Genomic DNA, 25,910 nt, shown 5'->3' on the forward strand with positions numbered 1-25,910 from the left:
AACAGATGAGTATAAGAAGATTATTAGTAAATTTTTTATTGACGATATTGACGTTTGCAGTGCAGACTTCAGTTTTTAACAGAGTATTGGATTTCGGAGGTGTTACTCCGGATCTTATGCTTGTTTTTGTGACCTCTGTTGCCTTTTTACGAGGAGAAAAAACGGGACTTATGACAGGTTTTTTTGGTGGTTTATTGATTGATATATTTTTTGGTCACCTCGGTTTTTATGCACTTATCTATATGTATCTCGGGTTCCTTGTGGGAAAACTGAACGAGGTCTTTTATTCTCAGAATATTGCAATCCCCATCACGATAATATCTGTTTCTGATTTTATCTACAATTTTGTTTGTTATGTTTTGCTACTCTTGTTCAGAAAGCGATTTGATATCGGTTATTATATGATGAACACGATAATACCCGGAGTTGTCTATACTGCGCTTGTTGCGATTTTCTATTATCCGGTTATCTTGAAGATACATGAATGGATCCTTGAGAAGGAACAAAGGAGCGAGAAAAAATTTGTTTGACGAGATTAAAGAGAAATTTATAAAGTTCATAACTTCAAGATCTGTAATGCTTGCAGGGGTAATTGTTGCATTTGCATGTGTTTTGCTTGCTCGTTTATTTTATTTGCAGATAATGATGGGAGATTATTACAAAGAAACGGCAACCAACGAAACAATCAAGGATAAGTATATTCCTGCGCCTCGCGGATGCATCTATGACAGAAACAAAAATCTTCTTGCTCATGATGAGCGTGCGGATTCTGTAACAATTGAAGATGTATATCCCGATATGAAACTGAAGGAAAAGAACCGTAAGATCAATGAAACTCTCTTGAAAACAATTGAGATTATCGAAGCCAATAACGATGAAATAGATTTTGATTTTGATATCGTGAGGGACGTTTCGGGAAAATACATTTTTAAGTCGGAAAATGAATCGGATATTCTAAAGTTTCTCAGAGATGCTTACGGAAGAACTTCCGTAAAAGAGCTTAAAACTGAAGAAAAAGTAAAGACAGCCAAACAGGTGGTTGAGGATCTTTGCTATAGCTACAGTATCGGAGATTATACGGATCCTCAAAATATAAGCAGAGAAACATTTGAGGCCATGAAGGGCTATTCACCCGAAATGGGATTTAAGATACTGGTTATCAGATATAGAATGGCTAAACAGGGCTTTCAGAATTATCTTGCTACCACTATTGCTTCGAAGGTTTCGGAAGAAACCGCCGCTGCAATTTTGGAGAGTAAAGATCAACTTGAGGGTGTTGATATTACAAGCAGCTATGTAAGAATGTATGATGATGATTTCTTCTGCTTTTCACCGATTCTTGGATATACTGGAAAAATATCAGTCACAGAGCTTGATGAATTTAATAACGGTGCAGGCGACGAAGCAGAAGAGGATAAAAAAGGCTTATTTGCCAAAAACGGTTCTGACGATGATGAAGAACAAAAATATGATCTGAATGATATTGTCGGAAAATCCGGTATTGAAAAGTCGCTTGAAAGTGAACTTCAGGGAATAAAAGGAAAAGATACAATTCACGTAGATAAAACAGGACATATTCTTGAAGTAAGTGACAGTGTTGAGCCTGTCGCAGGCCATGACGTGTATCTTACCATCGATAAAGAACTTACCAAGGGATGCTACAAGATTCTTGAAAAAAATCTTGCAACCATTCTCCTTGATAAGCTTAAAGATTCAAAACGCGGACCCGTTTTTGATGAGAAGCCCAGTGCAAATCAGATGTGGCTTCCCATATATGACGCATATATAAATCTTTTTGTGAATGATATTATAGATATTTCTAAATTTAAAAACGCTGACGCGCAGGAAAACGAAAAGGCTTTGTATGCAGCATTTGTTCCCAAGAAAAAAGAAACGATCGCTGCGATAAAGGATGAACTTCTGAATAAGAAAACTCCTAAAAATCAGCTTCCGGAAGAGTATCAGGAATATATGGATCATATTCTGAACATCTTAAAGGATAAAAACTATCCTGTAATTTCAGCTGATAAGGATGACGAAGATTTCGTTAAGATGAATAAGGAATGGAAAGCGGGAAACGTTTCTCTTTCCCAGTATATTGACAGGGCGATAATAAACGAATGGGTTGATGCATCTAAGCTTGATATTGAAAATCTTTATTCCGATTCGGATGAAACTTACAGTGAGATCGTCAATTATATTGTCGAGGGAAAAGAAGGTAAGGGTGCCACAAAGCAGTACGGACTTAATAATGATCATGTATTTGATACTTATATATATAAGCATATGCTTTATTCAGATACCATATCTCCGAGACAGGTATGTAATGTACTCTTGGAGCAGGGAATCATAAAAGCAGACAATATTGATCCTGATGAACTTACAGTTTGGAATAATGGTGGAATTTCGCCTTATGTATTTTTACGTAACAGGTTGGAAAAACTGGATATAACTCCTGCACAGCTTGGCTTGTATCCTTGTACCGGTTCCATGGTAATTACAGATGTACAGACAGGTGATATTCTGGCACTTGTATCATACCCGGGATATGACAACAATCGTCTTAGTGAAGGTGATCCCGATTATCTTACCAGTCTATTGATGGATAAATCAAATGCTAAACCTATGTACAATCATGCCACTCTTGAAAAGACAGCGCCCGGATCTACATTTAAGATGGTAACCGCTACCGCGGGACTAATGGAAAATGTTATAACTACAACTTCAACCATTGGCTGTAGCGGAATTTTCAGTAAATCGGATCCTCAGCATCCCGCAAAATGTTGGAAAGCAGGCGGACACGGTTCACTTAATGTTGTAGGTGGTATCAGAAATTCTTGTAACTGCTTTTTCTATGAAGTCGGTTATAGATTGGGAACAAGTGGCAATAAATATGACAGTGATCTTGGTTGCGCCAAGCTTGCTAAATATGCGGGAGAATATGGCCTTACAGATAAATCCGGAATAGAGATTGCCGAAGCGGAACCAGAAGTTGCCTCAGAGGATGCTGTCCGTGGCGCTATCGGACAGGATACAAATAACTATTCAACTGTTGGTCTTGCAAGATATATTACAACTGTTGCAAACCGCGGAAAATGTTTTGATCTTACATTGGTAGATAAGATTGCGCTTGATTCTTACGGCAAAATGAAAGATAACAGTGCAAAGGTCAGAAATCAGATAAATATGCCGCAGGCTTACTGGGATTTCATTCATCATGGAATGAGAGAAGTAGTTATGGATAAGCCTTATTACAGCGAGCTTTCAAATAAAGGATGCCCTGTTGCGGGTAAGACCGGAACGGCGGAAGAAGGATGGAATCCCAACCATTCGCTGTTTGTCTGTTATGCACCGTACAGTGATAAGAACGAGCAGCCTAAAATTGCGGTTGCTACCAGAGTTGCAAACGGATATACATCAAGTTATGCGGCTCAGATCACTGAAAAGGTTCTTGAATACTATTTTGAATATAAGACACTTGATGAAATTCTCGGTGGAGGAGAATCTCTTGTCGGAGGCGGACGCGAGGACTAAAGTTTGGAGAAATTAAATGCGTGAAATGCTGAAAAAATATAAGATAACTGAATATGATTTTTTCCTTGTGGCAATGATCTTAATAACAAATATCTTTGGTATTCTTGCCGTCACTTCCTCTTTTCCCACATTGAAGACAATGGTAATCGGCGGATCGATAATAAGTTTTTTGCTAATGATATTTTTGTCGCTTGTGGACTATACTTTTTTGCTAAAATTTAATTGGCTCTTTTACATTGCAAATCTTGTCCTTTTGGCACTCATTTTTACTCCTATGGGAACGACGATTAACGGTGCAAGAAGGTGGTTGAATCTTGGCTTCAGATTTCAGCCTTGTGAAGCGGCCAAAATAATATTGATTTTATTTTTTGCGCAGTTTATTATGAAATATAAAGATAAAGTTAAAGATATACGCTTTATCTTTGTTTGTTTTGCTTTGTTGGGGGCTCCTATTTTGCTTATTATAGGGCAGCCCGATCTTTCGACATGCATCATGATATTTGTTACTTTTGCGTGCATGTTGTTTGTTGCCGGAATGGACTGGAGACTGGTTGCAATTGCGCTAACCGTGGCAGTTCCGCTTGTTTTATTTGTTATCGGTGATGCTGTAAACGGCTGGGGTATTGTTTTTGGTAAGGTTTTAAAAGTTTATCAGGGTGAACGAATACTTGCATGGTTGCATCCCGAAGATTTTACAACTGACAAGGCTTATCAGACATTACATTCGCTTATGGCAATCGGTTCGGGTGGAATCCGCGGAAAAGGATATAACACAGATGATGTCACCGTACTTAATGCGGGATTTATTTCAGAACCTCAGTCAGACTTTGTTTTTGCGGTAATAGGAGAGGAATTTGGCTTCATTGGGGGATGCGCGGTTATCATTCTGATCTTAATAATTTCGGTCAGATGTTTTATGATCTCCTTTAGGGCAAAAGACAAAGCAGGACAACTTCTTGCTGCAGGAATGGGAGCTTGGGTCGGATTTCAGGGATTCATCAATATATCCGTTGTTACAGGTCTTTTCCCAAATACGGGACTTCCGCTTCCGTTTATCAGCGCAGGAACATCTGCAATTTTAAGTATGTATGCAGGCATGGGTATCGTCCTTAATGTCAGATTGCAAAGCAACAAGTATATCTAGGGAGGGTTATAGATAGAAATGAATATTGCGCTTATTGCACATGATGCAAAAAAGAAGCTTATGCAGAATTTTTGTATAGCTTATAGGGGTATATTAAGTAAAAACGATCTTTTCGCCACGGGTACAACGGGCAGACTTATAGAAGAAGTTACAAATCTCAGCATTCACAAGTATCTTGCGGGACACTTGGGTGGTGCACAGCAACTTGGAGCGGCTATCGAACATAACGAGATCGATCTTGTTATATTTTTGAGAGATCCGCTTACCGTTAAATCACATGAGCCTGACATCAGTAATGTCATGACACTTTGCGATATGCATAACATCCCGGTTGCAACTAATCTTGCTTCAGCTGAACTGCTTATTAAATCTTTGGATAGAGGAGATCTTGAGTGGCGTGAAATGTATAAGTAAGCCTTGTTCTTTTTTTGCTATAGTGTTGATGTTGTCATCCGTTTTTATGAGCGGATGTTCTTCAATTCCGTACGAAGCAAAGTATTCGATTGATAAATCAACAACAAGTAACAGATGTGAGCCTTTTGCGGCAGATAAGTGTATTGCCGACGTAGAGGATATTTCCAGCCAGGACATGCAGGTCAATGACAAAGTAAGTGCCGGTCTGTTTGACATTAACAGAAGAAGAACACTTTATGCAAAGAACGTACATGAAAGACTTAAACCCGCCAGTCTGACGAAAGTCATGACTGCTTATATTGCGCTTAAATATTATGGAGATCAGCTCGATAAGGTGCTTGTTGCGGATTCATCCGTATATGCAAATGAGAGCGGAGCTCAGGCACTCGGACTTAAGGAAGGCTGCTCGATGACGCTGAACGAAGCACTTTGTGCGCTTCTTATTTATTCCGCAAATGACGTGGCAAATCTTATTGCGACTAATCTTGCGGGCTCCATTGAGGCTTTTGCCGATATGATGAATGCCGAAGCCTTAAAACTTGGTGCGACTCAGTCTAATTTCAAGAATCCAAACGGTCTTAATGTTGAAGATCACCTTGTTACCGCATATGATATGTATCTGATCTTCAGTGCCGCTATGAAATATGATAAGTTTTCAGAGATAATCAGCATGAATTCTTATGATGTAAAGTGGACCGATGAAAACGGTGAAGGCCAATCAAGGACAATTGATAATACAAACGGGTATCTTAGAGGAGATGTGGCAGCACCGAGCGGAGTCACTGTTATCGGTGGTAAAACCGGTACCACAAATGCTGCCGGACATTGCCTTATCCTGCTTGCGAAAGATGGAAGCGGTAATCCGTACATCGCAGTAATTATGCGCGATACAGACGGTGATACATTGTATTCAGACATGACTAATATGCTTAATGAAATCGTTAAATGATGTTGTCTTTTAGCACCTAATATCCTATAATTAATATATCGATAAAATACTTACTTGCGGGAGGGTATGCCGATGGTTCAGTTAATTGTTGGGAAAAAAGGAAAAGGTAAGACCAAATGCTTATTGGACAAGGTGAACACCGAGGTAAAAAATGTTCTCGGTTCCGTAGCCTTTCTTGATAAGAGTACCAAGCACATGTATGAACTTAACAATAAGATTCGTCTGATAGTCGTCTCGGAGTTTATGATAGAAAATTCCGATGAATTCATTGGTTTCGTCAGTGGTATTATTTCTCAGGACCATGATCTCCAGCAAATGTATTTTGACAGTTTTTTGAAAATATCCTGTCTTGAAGGAAAAGATATTTCCGGAACTATCGACAAGCTCGAAAAGCTTGGCGAAAAGTTTAATATTGATTTTGTTCTCAGTCTTTCAATGGATGAGTCAGAACTCCCCGAAAGCGTAAAATCAAAGGTTGTTATTTCACTTTAAATTTTAAGTATGAGATATTTGAGCCGCGGATCACCGCGGCTCAATGTATGAAGAAGGTTAATAATATGGCCGGCCAGAATAGCCGAAAAATTACAAAGTATCCCAAAAACATAAATAATCTAAATATCGGAGTGGTTTTCTTTGTTGCCGTGGCAATATATATAATCATCAGTGTTGTCATTTACCTTGGAAAAGACCGCGTTATTCCTTATCAGGTTATGGACGGATCTCTTTCGACCAATAATATTTATGAAGCCATCGCTATCAGAAGCGAAAAGATCGTTCCTGCTGACCGCGCAGGCTATGTGTATTATATTGCATCCGAAGGTACCAGGGCAGCGGTCGGAGATCTTGTTTATACTATAGATGAATCGGGAAAACTTATTGAATATTTAAAATCACAGGGGTCGGAAGAAGTGGAGCTGAATGATGAGAGCATGTCGGAACTTCGTTCTCAGATCATGTCGTTCACTTCATCTTTTGATGAGAAAAATTTTTATACTGTTTATGATTTTAAGAGCGGACTTGACGGCACAGTGCAGAAGCTCTCAAACAGTAGTCTTCTTAACGACATTCAATCTCTTAATCTGAATAATTCCATTGCCAGAGTCAGTGCACAGGATCCGGGCATAGTAATTTATTCAACCGACGGCTATGAAAATCTTACTCCCGATAGTATTACTCTTGAAAATTTTGATCAGTCAAAATATGAAAAGCATCAGCTTATAAATAATTCACTTGTAAAAAAGGGTGATCCGGTTTATAAGATCTGCGACAGTGAAGACTGGTCCATTATAATAAATGTAAAAGATGAAGAGCAGGCCAAGGAACTTGAAAGTCATCAGTATGTTGATGTTAAATTTATCAAGAATCAGGATATTTCCTCGGCAAAGGTGTCTTCGTTTACCAACGGAAACGGTGATAAATTTTTCATGTTGTCTTTTACCAATTCCATGATCACTTTCTGCAGGGACAGATTCTTAAGTGTGGAGATTATGACAGACAGCAATAACGGTCTTAAGATACCTAATTCCGCAATTGTAGAAAAGAGCTTTTTTACCGTTCCGCAGGATTTTATTTCTGAGAACAATGATGAAACGACGAGCGTTCTTAGGGATAAATATGATGAGCAGGGAAATAAGACTGTTGAATCGGTCAATATATCAATTTATAATGAGGATGATTCCGACTGCTATATAGATACGGATTCGCTAAGAGCCGGAGATGTGCTTATAAAGCCGGATTCGAACGCGACATTTACAGTAGGCAAAACGGGTACGCTTAAAGGCGTATATAATTATAATAAAGGCTATGCCGACTTCAAGCAGATTGAAGTCCTTTACAATAACGAGGAATACTCTATAGTTAAGTCTAAAACCAGATACGGCCTTAGAGTTTATGACTATATTATTCTGGATGCCGAATCATATGATAAAAATCTCAGATCCAAAGACGAACCGCAAGATTCACAGGATAGTGAAGAAACTTCGGCTTCACAAGGATCGGCGGATGAGGCGGAGAGCGCATCTTCAGGTGATTCACTGAATTCAGAAGATTCTCAAGCGACAATTGATGAATCGGCAGATGGCGGTTCGACCGCAAATCCTTGACCAAAACCCGAGCAAAGAGCCCGTTTGTCTCAACAGCGATTTGACATACGGTACAAATCTACGATAATATTAAAGTAGATTTTTGTTGGGATTATTATTATGAGGAGCATATAGATAATGAGCGTAATGGATAAGTTTTTAAAAGCAATACAGCTTACGGGAGATGATGAAAGCGGATATTACGATTCTGATGATGTCTACTATGATAGCAGTTCCAAAAACGATATATTTAGCAATACGACTCCTATTGGAAAGGATGTTCCTGCAATAGATCTTTCCGAGGAAAAGAAGAAGACAACTCCCAAAGTTGTTCCTACCAGATCAAGGAAGGCTTTATCTGCGGCAGGCATGGAGGTTTGCGTGATTAAACCTACATCTGTCGAGGATGCAAGGGAGATAACGGAAACACTTTTGGCTAACAGGACTGTTGTGCTTAATCTGGAAGGCCTTGATGTTGATATCGCACAGCGAATCATTGATTTTACTTCGGGTTCGACATTTGCAATATCAGGTAATCTTCAGAAAATTTCCAGATATATATTTATTATTACACCTGCATCTGTAGATATTTCAGGTGATTTCCAGAGTATTTTGAGCGGGACATTCGGTGGTGGAATTACAGAAGGACCACAGCAGATAGATTAAAAAGATCGAGGCTGTTGACACAGATAATAAGGTCAACAGTCTTTTTTTGAGGAGAATGTTATGGAAAAGACATTAAACGTATGCTATCAGGAGAAACCTTGCTATGACATCGTATATAGCAAAGACTTTTCTGACCTTGCTGACGAAGTAAAGAAAATCGGTTTTGAGAACAGAAAAATCTGCCTTATCACAGATTCTAATGTGGATGGGCTTTACTCAAGTGAAGTATGTGATATACTAAATAAAGTTGCAAAAACTGTTATAAAGTGTGTAATACCCGCAGGAGAGGCAAATAAGAACCTCGATGAGATAAATAAGATATATGAACAGCTTATTTTGAACCGGTTTGACAGGCATGATCTTATCGTTGCTCTCGGCGGCGGAGTTGTAGGCGATATGTCAGGTTTTACGGCTGCAACTTATTTAAGAGGGATTGCTTTTATCCAGATTCCTACGACGCTTCTGGCTCAGTCGGACAGCAGTATCGGCGGAAAGACAGGCGTTGATTACAAGGGATATAAGAACATGGTCGGAGCATTTTATATGCCGAAACTTGTTTATATGAATATATCAACTCTTAAGACACTTGACGAAAGACAGTTTGCTTCAGGTTTTGCCGAGGTTATGAAGCATGGAATCATTAAGGACAGCGAATTCTACACCTGGCTCATTGACAATATGTATGAGATTGATGACAGGGATATTGATACTCTTTTGGAGATGGTATACAGAAGCTGTCTTGTGAAGAAAGCTGTTGTTGAGAAGGATCCCACAGAGAAGGGTGAAAGAGTACTTCTTAACTTTGGTCATACACTCGGACATGCAATTGAGAAGTACAAAAACTTTGAGCTTATGCACGGAGAGTGTATTTCGCTCGGTTCTGTTGCGGCAGCATTTATCTCTTGGAAGAAGGGACTTCTTTCGATGGAAGAATATTACGAAGTAAGAGATATGCTTGTTCCGTTTAATCTTCCTATTTCTCTTGAGAGTATTGACGCGGATGAGGTTATAAAACTTGCAAAATCCGACAAGAAAGCGGATGCTGATAAGATCAAGTTTATCCTTATCAAGAAGATAGGCAGAGCCGTTATCGATACTACGGTTACGGATGATGAGATGAGAGCCGCTCTCGAAGAAATTGATTGGTCAAAAAAGGCCAATGAATAAATAGAGGTTTTACGAGGATTTATTATGAACACAAATTTATCTAAAAAGAAAAAACTTTTTTTACTTTCCGATCTTGTACTTATTGTCTTGCTGATATTTTTCGATCAGCTCACAAAGCACCTTGCATTTGTACATCTTCAGGATAAGCCCGCGATCAAGATAATCAACGGGGTTCTTGAGCTTAATTTTTTGAAAAACAGCGGAGCTGCGTTTGGAATGCTTCAGAATCAGAAGGTTTTTTTCGTACTTATTGCCGCAATTATGCTTGTGGTTATCGCTTACGTTCTTTTCAGAATGCCCGATGACAAGAAATATAATATTTTGCATATTGTTCTGGCACTTGTTGCAAGCGGTGCCGCAGGAAACATGATCGACAGAATACATAATGATTATGTTATTGATTTCATTTATTTTGTTATCATCAATTTTCCTATTTTTAATGTGGCCGATATTTATGTTACGGTTGCAACATTTATCTTTGCGGTACTTCTTCTTTTTTACTACAAGGATAACGATTTTGAATTTTTGAGCTTCAAGCAGCAGAAGAAATTCAAGGAGTTCAAATAAGGTATTTTGAGAATGGATGAAACTAATCTCTTTGAATGTGTAGTTACCGATGAATATGAAGGATACAGAATCGATAAGCTTATAAGTGAACTTATCGATTCTTTTTCGCGTTCTTATATAAAAAAACTTATCGATGATAAAAAGGTTTTTTGCAATGATAAGAATGTAAAGGCAAGTTATGTTGTATCTGAGAATGATGTGATAAAGATGGAGATTCCGCCGCTTAAAGTTCCCGAGATTGTACCGCAGGATATCCCTCTTGATATCATTTATGAGGATGAAGATGTGCTTGTTGTAAATAAGCCCAAAAACATGGTGGTGCATCCGGCTCCCGGCCATTATTCCGATACGCTCGTAAATGCCGTTATGTTTCATTGCAAGAATCTGTCGGGTATAAATGGCGTTTTAAGACCCGGAATCGTGCACAGGATTGACAAAGATACGACAGGTTCTGTTATTATCTGCAAAAATGACGCCTCTCACAGGGATATAGCGGCTCAACTTAAGGAGCATTCCATAGACCGCATTTATCATGCCATCTGCTATGGAATAATCAAAGAAGATGAAGGCGATATTGATGCGCCGATTGGAAGAAGTCCTTCTGACAGAAAGAAAATGGCTGTCGTTTCAAAAGGCGGAAAAGATGCGTTTACACATTATCGCGTTTTAAAGCGTTTTGAGCAGGATAATATGACTTATATAGAGTGTAAGTTAAAAACAGGAAGAACGCACCAGATTAGGGTTCATATGGCGCATATCGGGCATCCTCTTTTGGGAGATGAGGTCTATGCTTCCGGAAGAAAGAGCAAATTTAAGACGGAAGGTCAGTGTCTTCATGCAAAAACTCTTTCTTTTGTTCATCCGAAAAGTTCTGAATATATCGAGACAGATGCCCCTTTACCTGCATATTTTCAGCATTTGCTTGATATTCTCAAATAAGGTAAGATATAAATGAGAGTAAAGCTTTTTTATAAAAAGGGGTGATCTGTATGAATACGATAATTACTATCGGTAGACAGTTTGGATCGGGCGGAAGAGAAATCGGAGAGATGGTGGCCGATCATTTTGGAATAAAATGTTATGACAAGGAACTTTTATCAAGAGCCGCTAAGGAAAGCGGATTCTGCGAGGAAATGATCCAGAATCACGATGAGAGGCCTACAAATTCTTTTTTGTATAATCTTGTAATGGATACATATTCTTTTGGATATAATTCTTCAAGCTTTGTAGATATGCCGATCAGTCACAAGGTTTTCCTTGCACAGTTTGATACGATCAAGAAGATTGCGAAGGAAGAACCATGTATCATCGTCGGAAGATGCGCAGACTATGCGTTGAGTGACCTTCCGAATGTTCTTAATCTCTTTATTTACGGTGATGAAGAATGTAAGATCAAGAGAATCCGTGAGAGATTTTCCGATATCACATCAAACGAAAAAGCACGTGAGATGATGATAAAGAAAGATAAACAGCGCCAGAGTTATTACAACTATTATTCTTCCAAGAAATGGGGAAGAGCAGACAGCTACGATCTTTGCATCAATTCAAGCATTCTTGGAATTGAGGGCACTGTAAAGCTGATAATTCAGTATATTGAAGACTACGAAGCCGCAAAGAATGGCTGATAGCCGGGAAATCACGAGCAAGGCAGATTTTAAGTCTGTTTTGCTCTTTTTACGTTATTAAACAAAATATGGTATATTTTGATTTTTTTGTAAAATGACTTAACTAAAATTCGTGTCTTCCGATATATAATTTGTATCTGAATAATTCCAGGGAGATATTTCATTTATGGATTTTAATTTTATGGCATCGGTTGACAGTATTACAAACAAATATCTTAATCAGACTGCAATCTCTTCTTTGAGCGAAGAAGATAAGAAGAAATTCGGGGCTGATTTTGCCGAAGTATATGAGTCAATGACATCAATGAAACTCTTGAGCGCTAATCTTCGTTCAAGCTATGAGAATACTCATACCGACGATCTGAGCGAGCATGCATCAAGACTGGGCTATTCTATAGATAACAGGGTTATAAATATGCTTCATGTGCAGATTTCCGATGACATGAATACAAAGGTTAAATCTGCAATGGATAATGCTGTAAAATCTTTGCTGTAATAAATTTTATCAATAGGTCTGTATCTTATGGATACAGGCTTTTTTCTGCATTATCGGGGGATTCAATTTTTTTAAATAAAGATTTTATCCTTTTTTGCTGGAATATTGCATTTTCCAAGAGTAGAATGTTTTGTTGAGGAGCGAAGTAAATATGAAGAGAAAATTTGAAAAAAAATATGTCGATTATCTTGTAAAGAAAACTGAAGAAATCGTAAACATCGATTCTCCCACAGGTTATACCGAAGAAGCAGCTTCTTTTGTAAAAAAAGAGTTTGAAGCGCTTGGTTTTAACGCTTACTACACGGTTAAAGGCGGTATTATTGTTGAGTTTGGCGGCAAAGATAAAGATAACGGACTCCTTCTCGAAGCTCATGTAGATACGCTTGGCGGAATGGTCTCAAGGATCAAGTCAAACGGAAGACTGGAGCTTACCAATCTTGGCGGCATGAATCCAAACAATGCCGAGACTGAAAACGTAAAGGTCATAACCAAGTTTAACGGTGAATACGAAGGTACTTTCCAGTTAAATGATGCATCAATTCATGTAAACGGGAAATATAACGAGCAAAAAAGAGACTGGGACAGCTGCGAAGTTGTTCTTGATGAAGATGTAAAAGATGCAGACGATGTAAAGAAGCTTGGTATCTCTATCGGTGATATAGTATGTTTTGATCCGAATTTCAGAGTGACAAAGAGCGGATATATCAAATCCAGATTCCTGGATGATAAGCTTAGCGTCGGAATTTTATTTGCTTATGCAAAATATCTAAAAGATAATAATATCACCCCTGAAAGAGCGATATATGCCCATATAACGGTTTTTGAAGAAGTTGGCCACGGAGGATGCGGAAGTGTTCCAAAAGGCTGTACAGAGGTGATATCAGTTGATATGGGATGCGTCGGTGAAAACCTTGATTGTAGCGAAAAACAGGTTTCAATTTGCGCAAAAGACAGTGGCGGGCCTTACAACTACAATATTGTAAGAGCTCTTATTGAGATTGCAAAAGATAATGACATAGATTATGCCGTTGACGTTTATCCGTTCTACGGAAGTGATGCAGAGGCTTCGCTTCGTGCCGGCAACGATCTTAGGCATGGACTTATAGGTGCCGGTGTTTATGCTTCTCACGGGTATGAGAGAAGTCATAAAGATGGCGCAGAAAACACCCTTCGCCTTTTGATAGCATATACGACTGACTAAAGGAGCACAAAAAGACAACATTATGAAGTACATTTATGAAACTCACATGCACACCAAGGAAGCGAGCGCATGTTCCGGAACAGAGGCCCGCGAGTTTATAAAATACATGTCTGAACTTGGTTACAGCGGAATAATTATTACAGACCATTTTTTTAACGGTAACAGCTGTGTCCCGAAAGATCTGCCCTGGGAGAAGAGGGTAGAGATGTACTGCAGCGGCTATGAGCACGCTCTGGAAGAGGCTCAGAAAACCGGCTCGGATCTTACCGTTATGTTCGGTATAGAATATAATTTTCACGGAGACGAATTTCTTCTTTACGGAGTTGATAAAAAGTGGCTTCTTGACAATCCCGACATTCTTGAAAAAGACAGATATGAAGTTTATAAATCTGTTCATGACTACGGCGGAATCATGATTCAGGCTCATCCATACAGGGAAAGAGGGTATCTCAGCGAGATAAATCTTACACCGTCTGTTTGTGACGGTGTCGAGGCATACAACGCTTGCAATCTTGATTATCAAAATTCACTCGGTTATCAGTATGCCGTCCAGAAGGGGTTCAGAATGTCTGCAGGTTCCGATATTCATAATCCCGGTCAACCAGATATGGGTGGCATGTGCTTTGATCATAAGATAAAATCTATAAGCGAATATATCAATGCTTTTATGAACAACGAGGGAATTCCTGTATTTATGCGAGATATATCTGTTAATCGTGAATTTAAGGAAGTTTCAGGAAATAAAGATTTTACAGTTCCTACGCAGGGTCCGACGCTTGAAGTTATCTGGCATTAATTCTGTAAATGAATAAATATATTCCATAATTTTCTTTTCTATAAGGTCAAGAAAAGCTAAAAAAGTCGTCCTAATTGTACGGTTAGGGCGACTTTTTGCTTGTTTTTTATACCAATGGTATGTGTACAGAAGCTTTGTTTTTTTATACTATGTCTATAATAGTACGGCAGCTGAAATATTTAATAGTGTTTTTGATGAAAGAGAGAGAAAAAATGGAAAAAAGAAAATTTGCACCGGGATTGGTGCTTTTTATCATTATGTTTTTAATATCGACAGTAGGATTGACGCTTTTAGGTGAGGGAAATTTTGCACTACCGGGAATGATTGCTCGTTATGTTATTGGTACTGTCAGCGTTGTTTTTATGGCAAATATATATGGAGTGGAATTTAAAATTAAAGGTTTTTTTAAGGGACTTTTTAGTGTTATAGGCTTGGTTGGAGTAGCTTGCTGCATACATAATTTATTAGCTATGAGGATTCCCACTGATATTGGTTTCAAAGAGGGACTTCCAAATGCAATATTCATGTTTCTGCTTATGATGTCAGTAGGTGTATTTGAAGAGGCTATCTATAGAGGTGTACTCTTTAATACATTAAGAAATTGCTTGGGCGAAAGCAAGGGGAGAATAATTTTGGCGGTTATTTTATCTGCGATTCCTTTTGGACTTACTCATTTTCTTAATCTTATTTTCTATCCAAATCTTGTAGTATGGATTACTTCTCAGGTTGTATATGCGACTGCAGGTGGAGTCCTTTTTGCATGTATTTATTATATTACAGACAATTTTTGGCTGGTTGTGGTCTTGCACGGACTCTATGATTACTTAGCCAGTATTTGGTCATGCTTTGTAAGTCAGGCGGAAGGAATTGGTATTCCTGCAGTAGATTCAACAATAATGCAAGGAATAAAAGATGCAATTCCCGACTGTATCTTCGGATTGATTGCATTCATAGTATTGTTAGTAGTTCTCAATAAAAGAGAAAAGGATAGCTAACTTACAAACAGTTATTGCAAGCATATATAAGATTATTCAAAGATTTTACTAAAGATCTTCCCATAATAGGGATGTAAATATACTTTTTCGCAAAATTCTAGTTTTACGAAAAACATGTAACGTGTTATAATAGATATATGGGTATTCTATGCCTATATATCTATTTTTATGCGAATAAAAGTCCTTTTTTGGGGGAAATATAATATGCCTGATAACAAAAAACAATACTCTGATAAAATCAATGAGCTTTTAAGTGAAATGCCTGAGTTTGTTTCTGATTTCATATACAACTTCGGGCGTGTCGAAAATTATGCGACCAAACTCGAATATTGTCGTGACATAAAGGTCTATCTTGAATTTATTGTAAGTTTCCTTCCAAAGCATTGTGATAAAAACATTAAGGATCTGTCAATAGATGACGTGGCCAACATAGAAATTCTTGATATAAACAGATTCCTGACAACGCTTTCCGGAAATCACAAGGAATCAACCGTAAAAAGAAAACGTGCTTCATTATCCAGTATGTATGGCTTCTTTGTAGCTACGGGCAAAATGTCCCGTAATCCGATTGCAGCTACGAAGACAATAAAAATTCCAAACAAGGATGTTATTTATTTAACAAACAACGAACAACGCGTTCTTCTTGATACTGTAAGGCACGGGACGAATCTTCATGATTCTGTCGCAAAGGTCCATTATATCTATGCTGACAGAGATTCGGCCATGTTCATATTACTTCTGGATACCGGCCTTCGTGTTTCCGAGATGCTTGATACGGATATTATTGACTTTAATCTTGAAGAATGCAGTGTTGTTGTTACAAGAAAAGGCGGCGATACGCAGGTAATCTACTATTCCGATGAATGTCGCGATTATCTGGAGATTTACTTTACTTCACAGAAGGCCAAATTTGGATTGACCTCCAAGAATCTTAAATTTCCAGCTTTCACTACTACTTCCGGCAACAGACTGGGAGTGCGAGCGGTTGAGATTCTTGTAAAGAAATATGTTTCTGTGTGCCTGCCGGAAAAAGCAAGGATTATATCTCCGCACAAATTAAGATCCAGCTTTGCGATGAGCTTTTATGCTGCAAGTGACAATGATATTCTGCTTCTCAAGAAAAAAATGAACCATAAGAGCATTCAGACGACAAATATATATGCAAAAGCCTCTGATACAGCCATGAAGGAATCACGTTCATTGCTACAGGGATTGCGATGATATTTATATATTTGTTTTAAAGTATGAAGTTATGTAAGAAAAACTGCTTGAGAAATTTTCCCCAAGCAGTTTTGTTTTATTTATTTTAATGCTTCATTACTTGATTCAATATTATCTTTGTTTTCGTTGGCGATTTCTTCGGGAGTTTTGTCTACAAAAGTAGTGTAAATAGCTACATGATCATATATGCATCTCCATGAACTATATGCTTTCGCAGTAACACAAATATAGTGTTTTCCCTGCGCAGACACTTCATAACTGGCCGCACATGATCCGGCCTGGTGTACATATCCGGTCTTTGCACCAAGTACAGTACCCAAGGTATCTTTATCTTCTATTCTTCTGATAAACAAGTTACTAATGCTTATTCCGTTCGGAGCAGCTTTTGTAGGCGAAGTAGTATACGTTTTTGTGTGTAGAACTTCATTACAAAGCTTGTTCTCTTCAGCAGCCTTAAGAATAATTGCTATATCTAAAGGTGTACAATAGAGGTCTTCATCAAAAATACCGACACAGTTAGTGAAATGTGCCGAACTTGAAAGGCCGAGCTCTGCAACTTTCTGGTTCATAAGCTCTACGAAAGCCTCTTGAGATCCTGCAACATATTCGGCAAGTCCAATCGCTGCATCAGCACCGGATTTAAGAATCGTACCGTACATAAGATCGCGAACGGTCTGTTTGTCACCGGCTTCAAGACCAACGTTACTACAGTCGTTTTCTAAGACATATTGTACTATGCCTTCATTTATTTCATACTCGTCATCAAGACTTTTTATGTGTTCGGCAGCAACCAAAATAGTTAATATCTTGGTCATCGATGCCGGGAACATTCTTGTCTTGGCGCCTCTTCCGGCAATTACTTTTCCTGTATCAAGATCAAGAAGAACGGCATACGAACTGTCTACATAGTCTTCTTTATCTTTGTTATTGCTGTTTAGATGGGCAACATTAGTCTCCATATAATCAACTTTATAGCCCTTAAAGAAGGCACGTGCATCCTCGGATTTTTCCAAGAAAGGATTTAACTCGACTTCTTTTATTTCTGTATCAACAATATCATGTGATGCCTCATCATCGTCCCCTTGCTCGGTGAAAGTATCAAACGGTCCGTCCTTTGGTAAGGTTATATGGACCTTGCTCATGATAAATACAAAAACTGTTACGAGTATTGCAACTCCGGCTGCCAGTGAAGCTGTATGTACAAGTATTTCTTTTCTTCTTCTTAATTTATATTCTCTAACGGACAGTCTTTGACCGTTTCTTTTTCTGTAAGTTCTTCTCCCTAAAGAACGTCTTCTTTTTCTGCTATTTCTCAAATTACTAAATCCACCCTATAAAAAAATACAACAACTAAATGTTATCATTTTTTTATCTATTTGTTCAAGTGGAAAAAGCTACAAAATAATGCAAAAAAAACTTACATGCAGATAAAACTTGAATTTTATGGACGATTTTTCTGTAAATTTGGTAAATTTTACTTAAATTCTGTTGAATAATACGGAACTATCAATGAATCTCCGGCAATTAATTCCGATGCATCCGCAAGATTGTTAATATTGCAAACTTCATCAATATAATCATTCATATCATTGTAGTGCTCGGATGAATACATGTCTCCGGCTATTGTCCAAAGGCTGTCACCGTAATTGACGGTTATTGACTTATAATATTTATATTCGGGTGTATATGTATCTGACTGCGCATCTGAATTAAAAGTTGACAAATTAAACATTATGATGAAAATCAATGCAGATACGACAGCCATAAGCATAACAAACTGCCTTCTGACAATATTCTTACGTCGTATCTTATTATTCCTGATTCTGATCTCACTCTTACTGAAATATCTCGGATCATTGTATAAACTTGCTGCTATCCTCATTGCTTCGCTCATAATTTTCACCTCTCAGTATAATACGAACAAATATTTGCGAACAACCGTTCTGCTATCATGATATCGAACAAACATTCGTTTGTCAAGAAAAATCAGAACATATTTTCGCGAACAAATATTTGTGTTTTGAATTTCTCTATGATATACTTGGATTAGATTAGGAGGTTATTATGGACAAAAGCAAACTTACACCAATTCAGGAAAAGATCCTCGATTATATCAAGGAAGAGACATTAACAAAAGGCTTTCCTCCGTCAGTTCGCGATATTTGCGCTGCGGTCAATCTTAAATCAACATCTTCTGTTTTCACACATCTCGGTAATCTGGAGAAAAAGGGATATATAAAGCGCGACCCCACCAAGCCGCGTGCTATCACTATCTGTGATGACAGTTTCAATATGATAAGGACGGAAATTGTCAGTATTCCTGTCGTAGGCCAGGTTGCTGCAGGTACTCCTATCCTTGCGGAAGAAAATATCGATTCTTACATTCCGATTCCAGCTTCAATGTGCCCTAAGGGCTCTGATGCATTTATACTGAATGTAAAAGGCGATTCAATGATCAACGCCGGAATATATAATGGAGATCAGATCTTTGTTGAGGTCTGCAATACTGCCAAGAACGGCGACCAGGTTGTAGCTCTTATTGATGATTCCGCTACCGTTAAGACTTTTTATAAAGAGAACAATCGCATCAGACTTCAGCCTGAAAACGATACTATGGATCCTATAATCGTTGATGATTGCAAGATTCTTGGAAAAGTATTCGGTGTAATGAGATTTTACAGATAAAACAAGAAAAGTATATAGATAACGGTCGGATTGATTCATATCAGAATCAGTCCGACCGTTTTATTTCGCTGTTAAATTAGAATGATCAGTTAAGACTGTCTTTCTCTATCGGCTTTCCATCGCGCCATATTCTCTCAAGATCGTAAAATACTCTGTTCTCGCTGTCAAAAACATGAACAATAATATCGCCGAAATCAAGAAGAATCCAATTGGCTGATTCATAGCCCTCAACGTTCTTTGTGAGGAATCCGGCTCTTCCGAGAGCATCCTGAACGCTGTCTGCCATTGCCTGAACCTGACTGGAGTTGGTTCCGTTTGCAATGATAAAGTAATCTGCAAGTGTAGAAATTTCGCTTATATCAATGGCGTGAACATCAATTCCTTTTCTGTCTTCCAATGCTTCCATCGCCATCAAAGCCATTTTCTTTGAGTTCTCAATATCTGACATATTCACCTCGTTCTTAATTATAGTATTTCTTATAGAACTCATAAGCTTTCATGGTGGTATCATCGCACTCTTTACCTATGGTCCTTAAATAAATAATCGAATTATGCAATATATGCGCAAGACACTTGTCTAAGTCTTCAAAAGCTTCTTTTCTGATTATATTCATATCATCTAAAGGCTTTCTGTTCGGCTCTATGAAATCCGCGATATATACGATTTTTTCAAGAAGAGACATATTTTCCCTTCCTGTTGTGTGATATCTTATTGCATTTAATATCTCGGGATCGCGAACTTCATATTTGGTGCTTGCTATATAGATTCCTGCCTTTGCATGAAGAAGTGAATGGTTTCTTCTTTCTACATCGGTGACTTCTATATTGTTTTTTTCACATATACTAAGCTGTTCATCGTGAGACAAGCATTTGGCGCAATCGTGCAAGAAGCCTGCTATAAGTGCTTTATCAACATTTGCACCGTGTACCATCGCAAGAGATGCGCTTGTATAGGCAACTCCCAATGTGTGATCGTATCTGTCGGGCTTTAATTCCTTTTCGAGTTCTTTTCTAAGCTTCTGAGTAATTTCCAAGGTCTTCATTTATATAATCCTTTTAAACAAATAAACTCTATACACTCTTTTGGAACCATATATTTAATGCTTCTGCCCGTTCGCACTCTTTTTCTGATCTCCTGAGACGAAATGTCCACTCTGTTAAAAGTAAGTAGCTGAATATCAACATCGTACTGTTTAAGCAGCTTTCTTCTCACATTATCAAGTGCAGCCACATCATGATTATCTCTTACGGCAGCTAAAATGGTGCATGACTGCAAAAGCTCTTTTGAATTATACCAGGTCTCTATATCGACGACGGCGTCTCCGCCAAGTATCAGATACAATTCATCGCCGGGATACATTCCCTTTAAGCCCTTGATCACATCGTATGTATAGGTTCCTTTGGGCTTATCAATCTCAATTCTTGAACATGTAAAATACGGATTGTCTTTTATTGCCATCTTGACCATGTTATATCTGATATCGCCTGATGATAAATTATTGCCCTTCATAAGATGAGCAAGTTTTTCGGGAATAAAAATTACTCTGTCCAAACCATATTGCTCCCTTGCGGCTTCTCCCAAAAGAAGATGTCCGTAGTGAATGGGATCAAAATTTCCAATAAGAATACCGATTTTTCTGCCAGCCATAAGAGTGCCTCCGTAATGATAAAAAATATCAATTTATAGCCTTCTTGGTTCTAGGTAAAACAATCTTTGGTTCATCCTTGAAAGGCTTGTATAAAACAAATTTTCTTCCGATAACCTGTACAAGATCCGAACGTGTTCTTTCTGAAACCATTATCGCAACATTTGACACGTCATCCATGCAGTTCTTCAAAACTGTAATCTTTACAAGCTCGTGTGTATTGAATGTTTCAGCAATAGCATCTATTATTTCGGGAGTCACGGTTGACTTCCCTATCTGAAAAACAGGATCAAGGTCAGCCGCAAGGCTCTTTAAATATGCTCTTTGTTTACTTGTCAAAGTCATTATGTTTCATCCTCTTCATCGTCATATTCATCTGTATCGTTAGCAGGAACAGTATCCGCATTGCGATAGTATTCAAAGCTGTATCCGTACATTCTGACGGTATCACCTTCGTTAATATGGAGTTTCTCGAGCTCGTCAAGAATTCCGTTGTCCTTGAGGAAGTTCTGGAAGAATGCAAATCCCTTTTCGGATTCAAGGTTGGTGTAACCAAGCATCTTCTCAATCTTAGGTCCTTCAATGACAAATTCTTTCTCATCGCTATCATATGTTACCGTAAATGCTTCATCAGTATCACGGGCCATAGTCTCTGGGAAGAATTCCTGCTCGAATACAACAGCATCTTTTGGAAGTTCATCAAGGGTCCTACTTACATAGTATAGCAGTTCCTTAATGCCTTTTCCAGTTAGTGTCGATGTGGCAAAAACCTTTACTCCGAGAGGCTCGTACTTCTCTCTTATCTTCTTAATGATGTCCGAATCTTCGCCATCGGGAAGCATATCGATCTTATTTGCTGCGATTACCTGAGGTTTGCTTGATATATCTGCATTGTAGTTCTTAAGCTCCGCATTGATCGCTTCAATATCTTCCATTGGATCGCGGCCTTCAGTAGATGCCGCATCTACAACATGGATCATCATTCGGGTTCGCTCAATATGTCTCAAAAATTCGTGTCCAAGTCCCAGTCCTTCTGAAGCTCCCTCAATAAGTCCCGGAATATCCGCAACAACAAAACCTCTTGCATCAGAAAGATCGACAACACCGAGCATTGGTGACAATGTGGTGAAGTGATAATTCGCAATCTTGGGCTTTGCATTGGATACCTTGGACAAAAATGTTGATTTTCCAACATTTGGGAATCCTACAAGTCCTACGTCAGCAATGACCTTAAGCTCGAGCATAACTTCAAGCATAAGTGCCGGCTGACCGGGCTGAGCGTATTTTGGTGCCTGCATGGTGGAAGTTGCATAGTGCATATTACCGTTTCCGCCTCTTCCGCCTTTTAATACAACAACCTTCTTGTTTTCTCCGCTCATATCGGCAATTACCTTTCCGGTATTTGCCTCTTTAATAACTGTTCCTTCAGGAACTTTTATATATAAATCCTCGCCATTTTTACCGTGGCAACGTCTCTTGTTTCCGTCCTGACCGTTTTGTGCTTTATATTTACCGCCGTAATGAAAGTCTGCAAGTGTATTGATTCCTTCATCTACGACAAAAATTATATCGCCGCCTTTTCCGCCGTCACCGCCATCGGGGCCGCCGTTAGGCACATATTTCTCTCTTCGAAACGAAACGTGTCCGTCTCCGCCTTTTCCGCTTTGTATAAAGATTTTTGCTTTATCTACAAATACCGGCATAATCAAATTCCTTTCGGATAAATTTCCTTAGATTAAAAATATGGGCTTCAAACATTTTAGTTTGAAGCCCGTTTAGTTAAATTACTTATTCTCTACAGGATGAACGCTAGCCTGCTTTTTATCTCTGCCCTTGCGCTCAAATCTAAGAACACCATCAACAAGTGCGTATAATGTGTCATCGCTACCGATTCCAACATTTACACCGGGATGAATGTGTGTTCCACGCTGTCTGTATAAAATATTACCGGCCTTAACGAACTGTCCGTCAGCTCTTTTTGCTCCAAGTCTCTTGGATTCTGAATCTCTACCGTTCTTGGTTGATCCTACACCCTTCTTATGAGCAAAAAATTGAAGGTTCATATTCAACATGACTTATTCCCTCCTAAATTTAATGTTCAAAAATCTCTTACCGTACTCTCGGAATATACTATTAACACCAAGTTCATAGGATTTTAGAAGTAAATCCGTGTCCTTTGAAGGCTCTTGTTCAAAGGAGATTGAAATGTACCCGTCATCTTCATTCTGATCACAAGTAAATCTATCATCGGTAAATCTCTCAAGCGAATTGATAAGATTTATCGTAAGAACAGATATCGCAGCACATACAATATCTTCGCCGCTGTCGGCAAAACCTGCATGTCCGCTACACTCAATTCTCTTATATGAATCTGCCATAGATTTGGTAATTGTAATAGTAGTCATTATTCCGCTTTGTAAATAAATTACATAGTGATCTTGTTAATCTTAACAAGTGTGAAAGGCTGTCTGTGACCATTCTTCTTGTGATAGCCAGTCTTTCTCTTGTACTTGTAAACAACAACCTTCTTAGCACGGCCCTGCTCAACAACTGTTCCGCTAACCTTAGCTCCGCTAACATCGCCGGCAACCTTAAGTGCCTTGTCATCATTTACTGCAATAACATTGTCAAATGTTACTTCTTTTCCGGGCTCTACATCAAGCTTCTCTACCTTGATCTCATCGCCCTCGGAAACTTTGTACTGCTTTCCACCAGTTACAATAATTGCGTACATAAGTTACCTCCTTCTTCAAAAAACTCGCTAACTTTGGCGGGATAAAACCACTTAAGCCTAGTTATGCGGCATACCAAGATATAATATCACTGATAAATACTGTTGTCAACAGCTTTTTCGACATCCTTCAATATTTCTTTTAACGTTTTATCGTTTTTGTTTCGAGTAAGCTCCATAATGCCAAGCCCCGTCACATCTATGAAAACCGTATGTACCTGTTCATATTTGCAAAAGGCTTTAACTTTATGTATCAATTCTTCGTATTTTTCCTCGTCGTTCATATTGATAAAATCGATGAGGATCATTCCTGTGAGATTCCTAAGGCGAATCTGCCTGAATATCTCATTTACCGCTTCAAGGTTTACCTTAAAGGCTATGTCATCTTTTCCCTTAATGGCCTTACCTGTATTTACATCGATCGCATTAAAGCTCTCAAGCTGCTCAATTATGATATATGCTCCGCTCTTAAGCCAGACTTTGCGGTGTTTCAAATCTTCAATCGCCGACTTTATCCCATGAATGCCCGTATCTTCTATAACAGAGAACTCCGTTTCGCCTCTGATCTTAAGGAAAGCTTCGGCATTTTCTATGAGCTGCCCGGTACTTCCGCTATCGGATCTGTGAATGCAACTGTATAGCGTTCTGTTTCTTCCTTCTGAAAGAATATCCGCAAGTTTATCAAGACAAGTTTTAAATGAAGCTTCGATCACATCACACGCTTCTTCATCTGCTATTTCGGAAGACTTCGTTCTTATGATGATCCCTGCCGTCGTATCCGAAAGCTTCTCGCGGTACTCATCCATTATGTTTTCATAATCAGCCTTTATCTTATCGGAAAGAAGCGCTCTGATATTGTCGGATAACTTTATTGATGAACCGACGCCGTATTTTCCGAGGGTCACGGCAACATAATCATCCGAAACAGAAAGATTTGTCGTAAGCTTGGTCTTCTTGGTCTTTACAGCCTCAGATTCAACCTGAACAATAACGTCGTCACCGTTTTTCAGAGTATCATCGCTTCCAAATGCGCGGCCTATAACGCAAGCGCCTGTTATGTTTTTGAGCGGTAGATATCCGGTCTTGTCCTTATCGTACCTGACAAATGCTGCGCCGATATTTTTAACTATATGATCGACTTTTGCGACATATATGTTTCCAAGTTCGTTCTCTCTTACAAAAGAAAGAAACTCCATCTTGTTGCCTATAAACGCAGTAACGACCGGCGTATTTAAATATTCGGAAACTATGATCTCAGACATTTAAATAAAACCTCTTTTGGATATCATCTGTTATAAATGGCTCAATATAAGGTTTCCCGTCATTCTCAACATATCTGTAGATATCGAGCCTGTGTATAGCCATGGCGTGAGGAGCAAGTTCCTCTTTGATATGGTCAAAAAAACCCTGTAACAAAAGCGCCGGCTTTAAAGTCGCACTGCTGCTCATGCTGAGCAAGAGCTCAATGTATCCTTCTTCCTTGTTAAAAGAAAAATCAAATATCAAGGGCTTCATATCAATTTCTTTTTCACCTTTTTTGGTCTTCTTCATGGCAGGAAGTTTATCAAGCGCCAGATATTCTCTGAATTTCTCAATCCAGTCATATGTAGGCATGAATTTTTCTCTGAAAGAGATCCTGTATTTTGCGGCATATGCAGCGGTCATCGCCTTCTCATCGTTATCCGAAAGCTCTCTTATAGCGATGATTTCGATTCCCTCGTTCATGACAGAGTTTAATCTGTTCATGATATCTTCGGCGCTAATCATGCTATTTACGGAAATATCCATGTATTCACCGTCGCTTGTCGCGCCTACACTGAGAGGCTGGGCAAAAGATATGATCTGATGCGGGCTGAAACCTTCAGAATACTTGATATCAACCTCAGCTCTTCTGATAGCCTTCTGAAAGTATCTCATAACATCAAGATGGCCGATAAATTTGATCGGGCCGTTTTTGGAAAATTTAAGACGTAATTTATTCATTTAAACTTA

The 25,910-nt window shown here is 38.6% G+C and carries 30 protein-coding genes; 18 read left to right on the forward strand and 12 right to left on the reverse strand.

Features of this window, described 5'->3' with window-relative positions; translation table 11 throughout:
• Positions 1-5: 5 nt before the first annotated feature.
• From mreD to DL92_RS0102275, 17 genes are all read left to right on the forward strand, one after another.
• The gene (mreD, locus tag DL92_RS0102195; RefSeq protein WP_051625204.1) at positions 6-530 is read left to right on the forward strand and encodes a rod shape-determining protein MreD; all 525 of its coding nucleotides are present in this window, start codon (positions 6-8) and stop codon (positions 528-530) included.
• Positions 523-3,534 (forward strand): penicillin-binding transpeptidase domain-containing protein, encoded by a 3,012-nt coding sequence (locus tag DL92_RS0102200; protein ID WP_026666769.1) that lies wholly within the window; start codon positions 523-525, stop codon positions 3,532-3,534. Before mreD ends, DL92_RS0102200 begins: the two co-directional genes overlap by 8 nt.
• A gap of 16 nt (positions 3,535-3,550) precedes the next feature.
• Positions 3,551-4,678, forward strand: coding sequence for an FtsW/RodA/SpoVE family cell cycle protein (locus DL92_RS0102205; RefSeq protein WP_242845825.1), 1,128 nt, complete (start codon positions 3,551-3,553; stop codon positions 4,676-4,678).
• Positions 4,679-4,696: 18 nt separating this feature from the next.
• Positions 4,697-5,092, forward strand: coding sequence for a methylglyoxal synthase (mgsA, locus tag DL92_RS0102210; RefSeq protein ID WP_026654885.1), 396 nt, complete (start codon positions 4,697-4,699; stop codon positions 5,090-5,092).
• A complete protein-coding gene (locus DL92_RS0102215) occupies positions 5,076-6,041 on the forward strand; it encodes a D-alanyl-D-alanine carboxypeptidase family protein (protein WP_026666770.1) in 966 nt (321 codons plus the stop codon). Before mgsA ends, DL92_RS0102215 begins: the two co-directional genes overlap by 17 nt.
• Positions 6,042-6,113: 72 nt before the next feature.
• A complete protein-coding gene (locus DL92_RS0102220) occupies positions 6,114-6,533 on the forward strand; it encodes a hypothetical protein (RefSeq protein WP_026666771.1) in 420 nt (139 codons plus the stop codon).
• 47 nt (positions 6,534-6,580) lie between these two features.
• Entirely contained in the window at positions 6,581-8,143 is a 1,563-nt protein-coding gene (locus DL92_RS18000) for a biotin/lipoyl attachment domain-containing protein (RefSeq protein WP_242827151.1), read from the forward strand.
• Between the two features lie 117 nt (positions 8,144-8,260).
• The gene (locus DL92_RS0102230) at positions 8,261-8,788 is read left to right on the forward strand and encodes a cell division protein SepF (RefSeq protein WP_026654882.1); all 528 of its coding nucleotides are present in this window, start codon (positions 8,261-8,263) and stop codon (positions 8,786-8,788) included.
• Between the two features lie 60 nt (positions 8,789-8,848).
• A complete protein-coding gene (aroB, locus tag DL92_RS0102235; protein ID WP_026666772.1) occupies positions 8,849-9,955 on the forward strand; it encodes a 3-dehydroquinate synthase in 1,107 nt (368 codons plus the stop codon).
• 24 nt (positions 9,956-9,979) lie between these two features.
• Positions 9,980-10,522, forward strand: coding sequence for a signal peptidase II (lspA, locus tag DL92_RS0102240; RefSeq protein WP_026666773.1), 543 nt, complete (start codon positions 9,980-9,982; stop codon positions 10,520-10,522).
• A gap of 12 nt (positions 10,523-10,534) precedes the next feature.
• Positions 10,535-11,461: an RluA family pseudouridine synthase gene (locus tag DL92_RS0102245; RefSeq protein ID WP_026666774.1), complete on the forward strand. Its 927-nt coding sequence runs from the start codon at positions 10,535-10,537 to the stop codon at positions 11,459-11,461.
• 50 nt (positions 11,462-11,511) lie between these two features.
• Positions 11,512-12,147 (forward strand): cytidylate kinase-like family protein, encoded by a 636-nt coding sequence (locus DL92_RS0102250; protein WP_026654880.1) that lies wholly within the window; start codon positions 11,512-11,514, stop codon positions 12,145-12,147.
• Between the two features lie 166 nt (positions 12,148-12,313).
• Positions 12,314-12,643 (forward strand): hypothetical protein, encoded by a 330-nt coding sequence (locus DL92_RS0102255; protein ID WP_026654879.1) that lies wholly within the window; start codon positions 12,314-12,316, stop codon positions 12,641-12,643.
• Positions 12,644-12,794: 151 nt separating this feature from the next.
• Positions 12,795-13,844, forward strand: a complete 1,050-nt coding sequence (locus tag DL92_RS0102260) for a M42 family metallopeptidase (protein ID WP_026666775.1) — start codon at positions 12,795-12,797, stop codon at positions 13,842-13,844.
• Between the two features lie 22 nt (positions 13,845-13,866).
• The gene (locus DL92_RS18005) at positions 13,867-14,640 is read left to right on the forward strand and encodes a PHP domain-containing protein (RefSeq protein ID WP_034468342.1); all 774 of its coding nucleotides are present in this window, start codon (positions 13,867-13,869) and stop codon (positions 14,638-14,640) included.
• A 212-nt stretch (positions 14,641-14,852) separates the two neighbouring features.
• Entirely contained in the window at positions 14,853-15,635 is a 783-nt protein-coding gene (locus DL92_RS19995; protein ID WP_026666776.1) for a CPBP family intramembrane glutamic endopeptidase, read from the forward strand.
• Between the two features lie 204 nt (positions 15,636-15,839).
• Positions 15,840-16,856, forward strand: a complete 1,017-nt coding sequence (locus DL92_RS0102275; protein ID WP_026666777.1) for a tyrosine-type recombinase/integrase — start codon at positions 15,840-15,842, stop codon at positions 16,854-16,856.
• 80 nt (positions 16,857-16,936) lie between these two features.
• Here the strand turns inward: DL92_RS0102275 and DL92_RS20000 are convergent, their stop codons facing one another.
• Together DL92_RS20000 and DL92_RS20005 are read right to left on the reverse strand one after the other, a co-directional pair.
• Positions 16,937-18,172, reverse strand: coding sequence for a D-alanyl-D-alanine carboxypeptidase family protein (locus tag DL92_RS20000; protein WP_051625205.1), 1,236 nt, complete (start codon positions 18,170-18,172; stop codon positions 16,937-16,939).
• Between the two features lie 158 nt (positions 18,173-18,330).
• Positions 18,331-18,750, reverse strand: coding sequence for a LysM peptidoglycan-binding domain-containing protein (locus DL92_RS20005; RefSeq protein ID WP_051198970.1), 420 nt, complete (start codon positions 18,748-18,750; stop codon positions 18,331-18,333).
• 170 nt (positions 18,751-18,920) lie between these two features.
• Between DL92_RS20005 and lexA the strand changes: the two genes are divergently transcribed.
• Entirely contained in the window at positions 18,921-19,541 is a 621-nt protein-coding gene (gene lexA / locus DL92_RS0102290) for a transcriptional repressor LexA (protein ID WP_026654874.1), read from the forward strand.
• 85 nt (positions 19,542-19,626) lie between these two features.
• On the opposite strand, the gene rsfS is transcribed toward lexA, so the two are convergent.
• The 10 genes from rsfS to DL92_RS0102340 all read right to left on the reverse strand — a co-directional run bounded on the left by rsfS (position 19,627) and on the right by DL92_RS0102340 (position 25,901).
• The gene (gene rsfS, locus DL92_RS0102295) at positions 19,627-19,989 is read right to left on the reverse strand and encodes a ribosome silencing factor (protein ID WP_175531788.1); all 363 of its coding nucleotides are present in this window, start codon (positions 19,987-19,989) and stop codon (positions 19,627-19,629) included.
• A 13-nt stretch (positions 19,990-20,002) separates the two neighbouring features.
• The gene (gene yqeK, locus DL92_RS0102300) at positions 20,003-20,584 is read right to left on the reverse strand and encodes a bis(5'-nucleosyl)-tetraphosphatase (symmetrical) YqeK (protein WP_026654872.1); all 582 of its coding nucleotides are present in this window, start codon (positions 20,582-20,584) and stop codon (positions 20,003-20,005) included.
• On the reverse strand, positions 20,581-21,189 hold the full coding sequence (gene nadD / locus DL92_RS0102305; RefSeq protein ID WP_026666778.1) for a nicotinate-nucleotide adenylyltransferase: 609 nt from the start codon (positions 21,187-21,189) through the stop codon (positions 20,581-20,583). The genes yqeK and nadD overlap by 4 nt, the downstream gene beginning before the upstream one ends.
• Before the next feature lie 28 nt (positions 21,190-21,217).
• Complete coding sequence (gene yhbY / locus DL92_RS0102310) at positions 21,218-21,526, reverse strand: ribosome assembly RNA-binding protein YhbY (RefSeq protein WP_026654870.1); 309 nt, start codon at positions 21,524-21,526, stop codon at positions 21,218-21,220.
• Positions 21,527-21,531: 5 nt separating this feature from the next.
• Positions 21,532-22,890, reverse strand: coding sequence for a GTPase ObgE (obgE, locus tag DL92_RS0102315; protein ID WP_026666779.1), 1,359 nt, complete (start codon positions 22,888-22,890; stop codon positions 21,532-21,534).
• Positions 22,891-22,971: 81 nt separating this feature from the next.
• Positions 22,972-23,259, reverse strand: coding sequence for a 50S ribosomal protein L27 (gene rpmA, locus DL92_RS0102320; protein WP_026654869.1), 288 nt, complete (start codon positions 23,257-23,259; stop codon positions 22,972-22,974).
• A 3-nt stretch (positions 23,260-23,262) separates the two neighbouring features.
• The gene (locus DL92_RS0102325; RefSeq protein ID WP_026666780.1) at positions 23,263-23,592 is read right to left on the reverse strand and encodes a ribosomal-processing cysteine protease Prp; all 330 of its coding nucleotides are present in this window, start codon (positions 23,590-23,592) and stop codon (positions 23,263-23,265) included.
• A gap of 20 nt (positions 23,593-23,612) precedes the next feature.
• Positions 23,613-23,921, reverse strand: coding sequence for a 50S ribosomal protein L21 (gene rplU / locus DL92_RS0102330; protein ID WP_026654866.1), 309 nt, complete (start codon positions 23,919-23,921; stop codon positions 23,613-23,615).
• Between the two features lie 86 nt (positions 23,922-24,007).
• Positions 24,008-25,180 carry a ribonuclease E/G gene (locus tag DL92_RS0102335; RefSeq protein WP_026654865.1) on the reverse strand — a complete coding sequence of 391 codons (1,173 nt, stop codon included), beginning with the start codon at positions 25,178-25,180 and terminating at the stop codon, positions 24,008-24,010.
• Positions 25,173-25,901 carry a TIGR03936 family radical SAM-associated protein gene (locus tag DL92_RS0102340; protein WP_026666781.1) on the reverse strand — a complete coding sequence of 243 codons (729 nt, stop codon included), beginning with the start codon at positions 25,899-25,901 and terminating at the stop codon, positions 25,173-25,175. Before DL92_RS0102340 ends, DL92_RS0102335 begins: the two co-directional genes overlap by 8 nt.
• Between the last annotated feature and the right edge of the window lie 9 nt (positions 25,902-25,910).

The sequence above is a fragment of the Butyrivibrio sp. AE2005 genome, from assembly GCF_000686965.1.
Taxonomy (GTDB): domain Bacteria; phylum Bacillota; class Clostridia; order Lachnospirales; family Lachnospiraceae; genus Butyrivibrio; species Butyrivibrio hungatei_A.

Excerpts from the sequence above, each read along its gene's own strand:
- DL92_RS0102250 (WP_026654880.1), top strand. The coding sequence starts at position 11,512 with ATGAATACGATAATTACTATCGGTAGACAGTTTGGATCGGGCGGAAGA.
- aroB (WP_026666772.1), top strand. The coding sequence starts at position 8,849 with ATGGAAAAGACATTAAACGTATGCTATCAGGAGAAACCTTGCTATGAC.
- mreD (WP_051625204.1), top strand. The coding sequence starts at position 6 with ATGAGTATAAGAAGATTATTAGTAAATTTTTTATTGACGATATTGACG.
- yqeK (WP_026654872.1), bottom strand. The coding sequence starts at position 20,584 with ATGAAGACCTTGGAAATTACTCAGAAGCTTAGAAAAGAACTCGAAAAG.
- DL92_RS0102245 (WP_026666774.1), top strand. The coding sequence starts at position 10,535 with ATGGATGAAACTAATCTCTTTGAATGTGTAGTTACCGATGAATATGAA.
- DL92_RS0102260 (WP_026666775.1), top strand. The coding sequence starts at position 12,795 with ATGAAGAGAAAATTTGAAAAAAAATATGTCGATTATCTTGTAAAGAAA.
- rplU (WP_026654866.1), bottom strand. The coding sequence starts at position 23,921 with ATGTACGCAATTATTGTAACTGGTGGAAAGCAGTACAAAGTTTCCGAG.
- DL92_RS0102230 (WP_026654882.1), top strand. The coding sequence starts at position 8,261 with ATGAGCGTAATGGATAAGTTTTTAAAAGCAATACAGCTTACGGGAGAT.
- DL92_RS0102220 (WP_026666771.1), top strand. The coding sequence starts at position 6,114 with ATGGTTCAGTTAATTGTTGGGAAAAAAGGAAAAGGTAAGACCAAATGC.
- rsfS (WP_175531788.1), bottom strand. The coding sequence starts at position 19,989 with ATGTCAGATATTGAGAACTCAAAGAAAATGGCTTTGATGGCGATGGAA.
- nadD (WP_026666778.1), bottom strand. The coding sequence starts at position 21,189 with ATGGCTGGCAGAAAAATCGGTATTCTTATTGGAAATTTTGATCCCATT.
- DL92_RS18000 (WP_242827151.1), top strand. The coding sequence starts at position 6,581 with ATGAAGAAGGTTAATAATATGGCCGGCCAGAATAGCCGAAAAATTACA.
- DL92_RS18005 (WP_034468342.1), top strand. The coding sequence starts at position 13,867 with ATGAAGTACATTTATGAAACTCACATGCACACCAAGGAAGCGAGCGCA.
- DL92_RS0102255 (WP_026654879.1), top strand. The coding sequence starts at position 12,314 with ATGGATTTTAATTTTATGGCATCGGTTGACAGTATTACAAACAAATAT.
- DL92_RS0102205 (WP_242845825.1), top strand. The coding sequence starts at position 3,551 with ATGCGTGAAATGCTGAAAAAATATAAGATAACTGAATATGATTTTTTC.
- mgsA (WP_026654885.1), top strand. The coding sequence starts at position 4,697 with ATGAATATTGCGCTTATTGCACATGATGCAAAAAAGAAGCTTATGCAG.
- obgE (WP_026666779.1), bottom strand. The coding sequence starts at position 22,890 with ATGCCGGTATTTGTAGATAAAGCAAAAATCTTTATACAAAGCGGAAAA.
- rpmA (WP_026654869.1), bottom strand. The coding sequence starts at position 23,259 with ATGTTGAATATGAACCTTCAATTTTTTGCTCATAAGAAGGGTGTAGGA.
- DL92_RS0102275 (WP_026666777.1), top strand. The coding sequence starts at position 15,840 with ATGCCTGATAACAAAAAACAATACTCTGATAAAATCAATGAGCTTTTA.
- DL92_RS0102335 (WP_026654865.1), bottom strand. The coding sequence starts at position 25,180 with ATGTCTGAGATCATAGTTTCCGAATATTTAAATACGCCGGTCGTTACT.
- DL92_RS20005 (WP_051198970.1), bottom strand. The coding sequence starts at position 18,750 with ATGAGCGAAGCAATGAGGATAGCAGCAAGTTTATACAATGATCCGAGA.
- DL92_RS0102340 (WP_026666781.1), bottom strand. The coding sequence starts at position 25,901 with ATGAATAAATTACGTCTTAAATTTTCCAAAAACGGCCCGATCAAATTT.
- DL92_RS19995 (WP_026666776.1), top strand. The coding sequence starts at position 14,853 with ATGGAAAAAAGAAAATTTGCACCGGGATTGGTGCTTTTTATCATTATG.
- lspA (WP_026666773.1), top strand. The coding sequence starts at position 9,980 with ATGAACACAAATTTATCTAAAAAGAAAAAACTTTTTTTACTTTCCGAT.
- DL92_RS0102325 (WP_026666780.1), bottom strand. The coding sequence starts at position 23,592 with ATGACTACTATTACAATTACCAAATCTATGGCAGATTCATATAAGAGA.
- lexA (WP_026654874.1), top strand. The coding sequence starts at position 18,921 with ATGGACAAAAGCAAACTTACACCAATTCAGGAAAAGATCCTCGATTAT.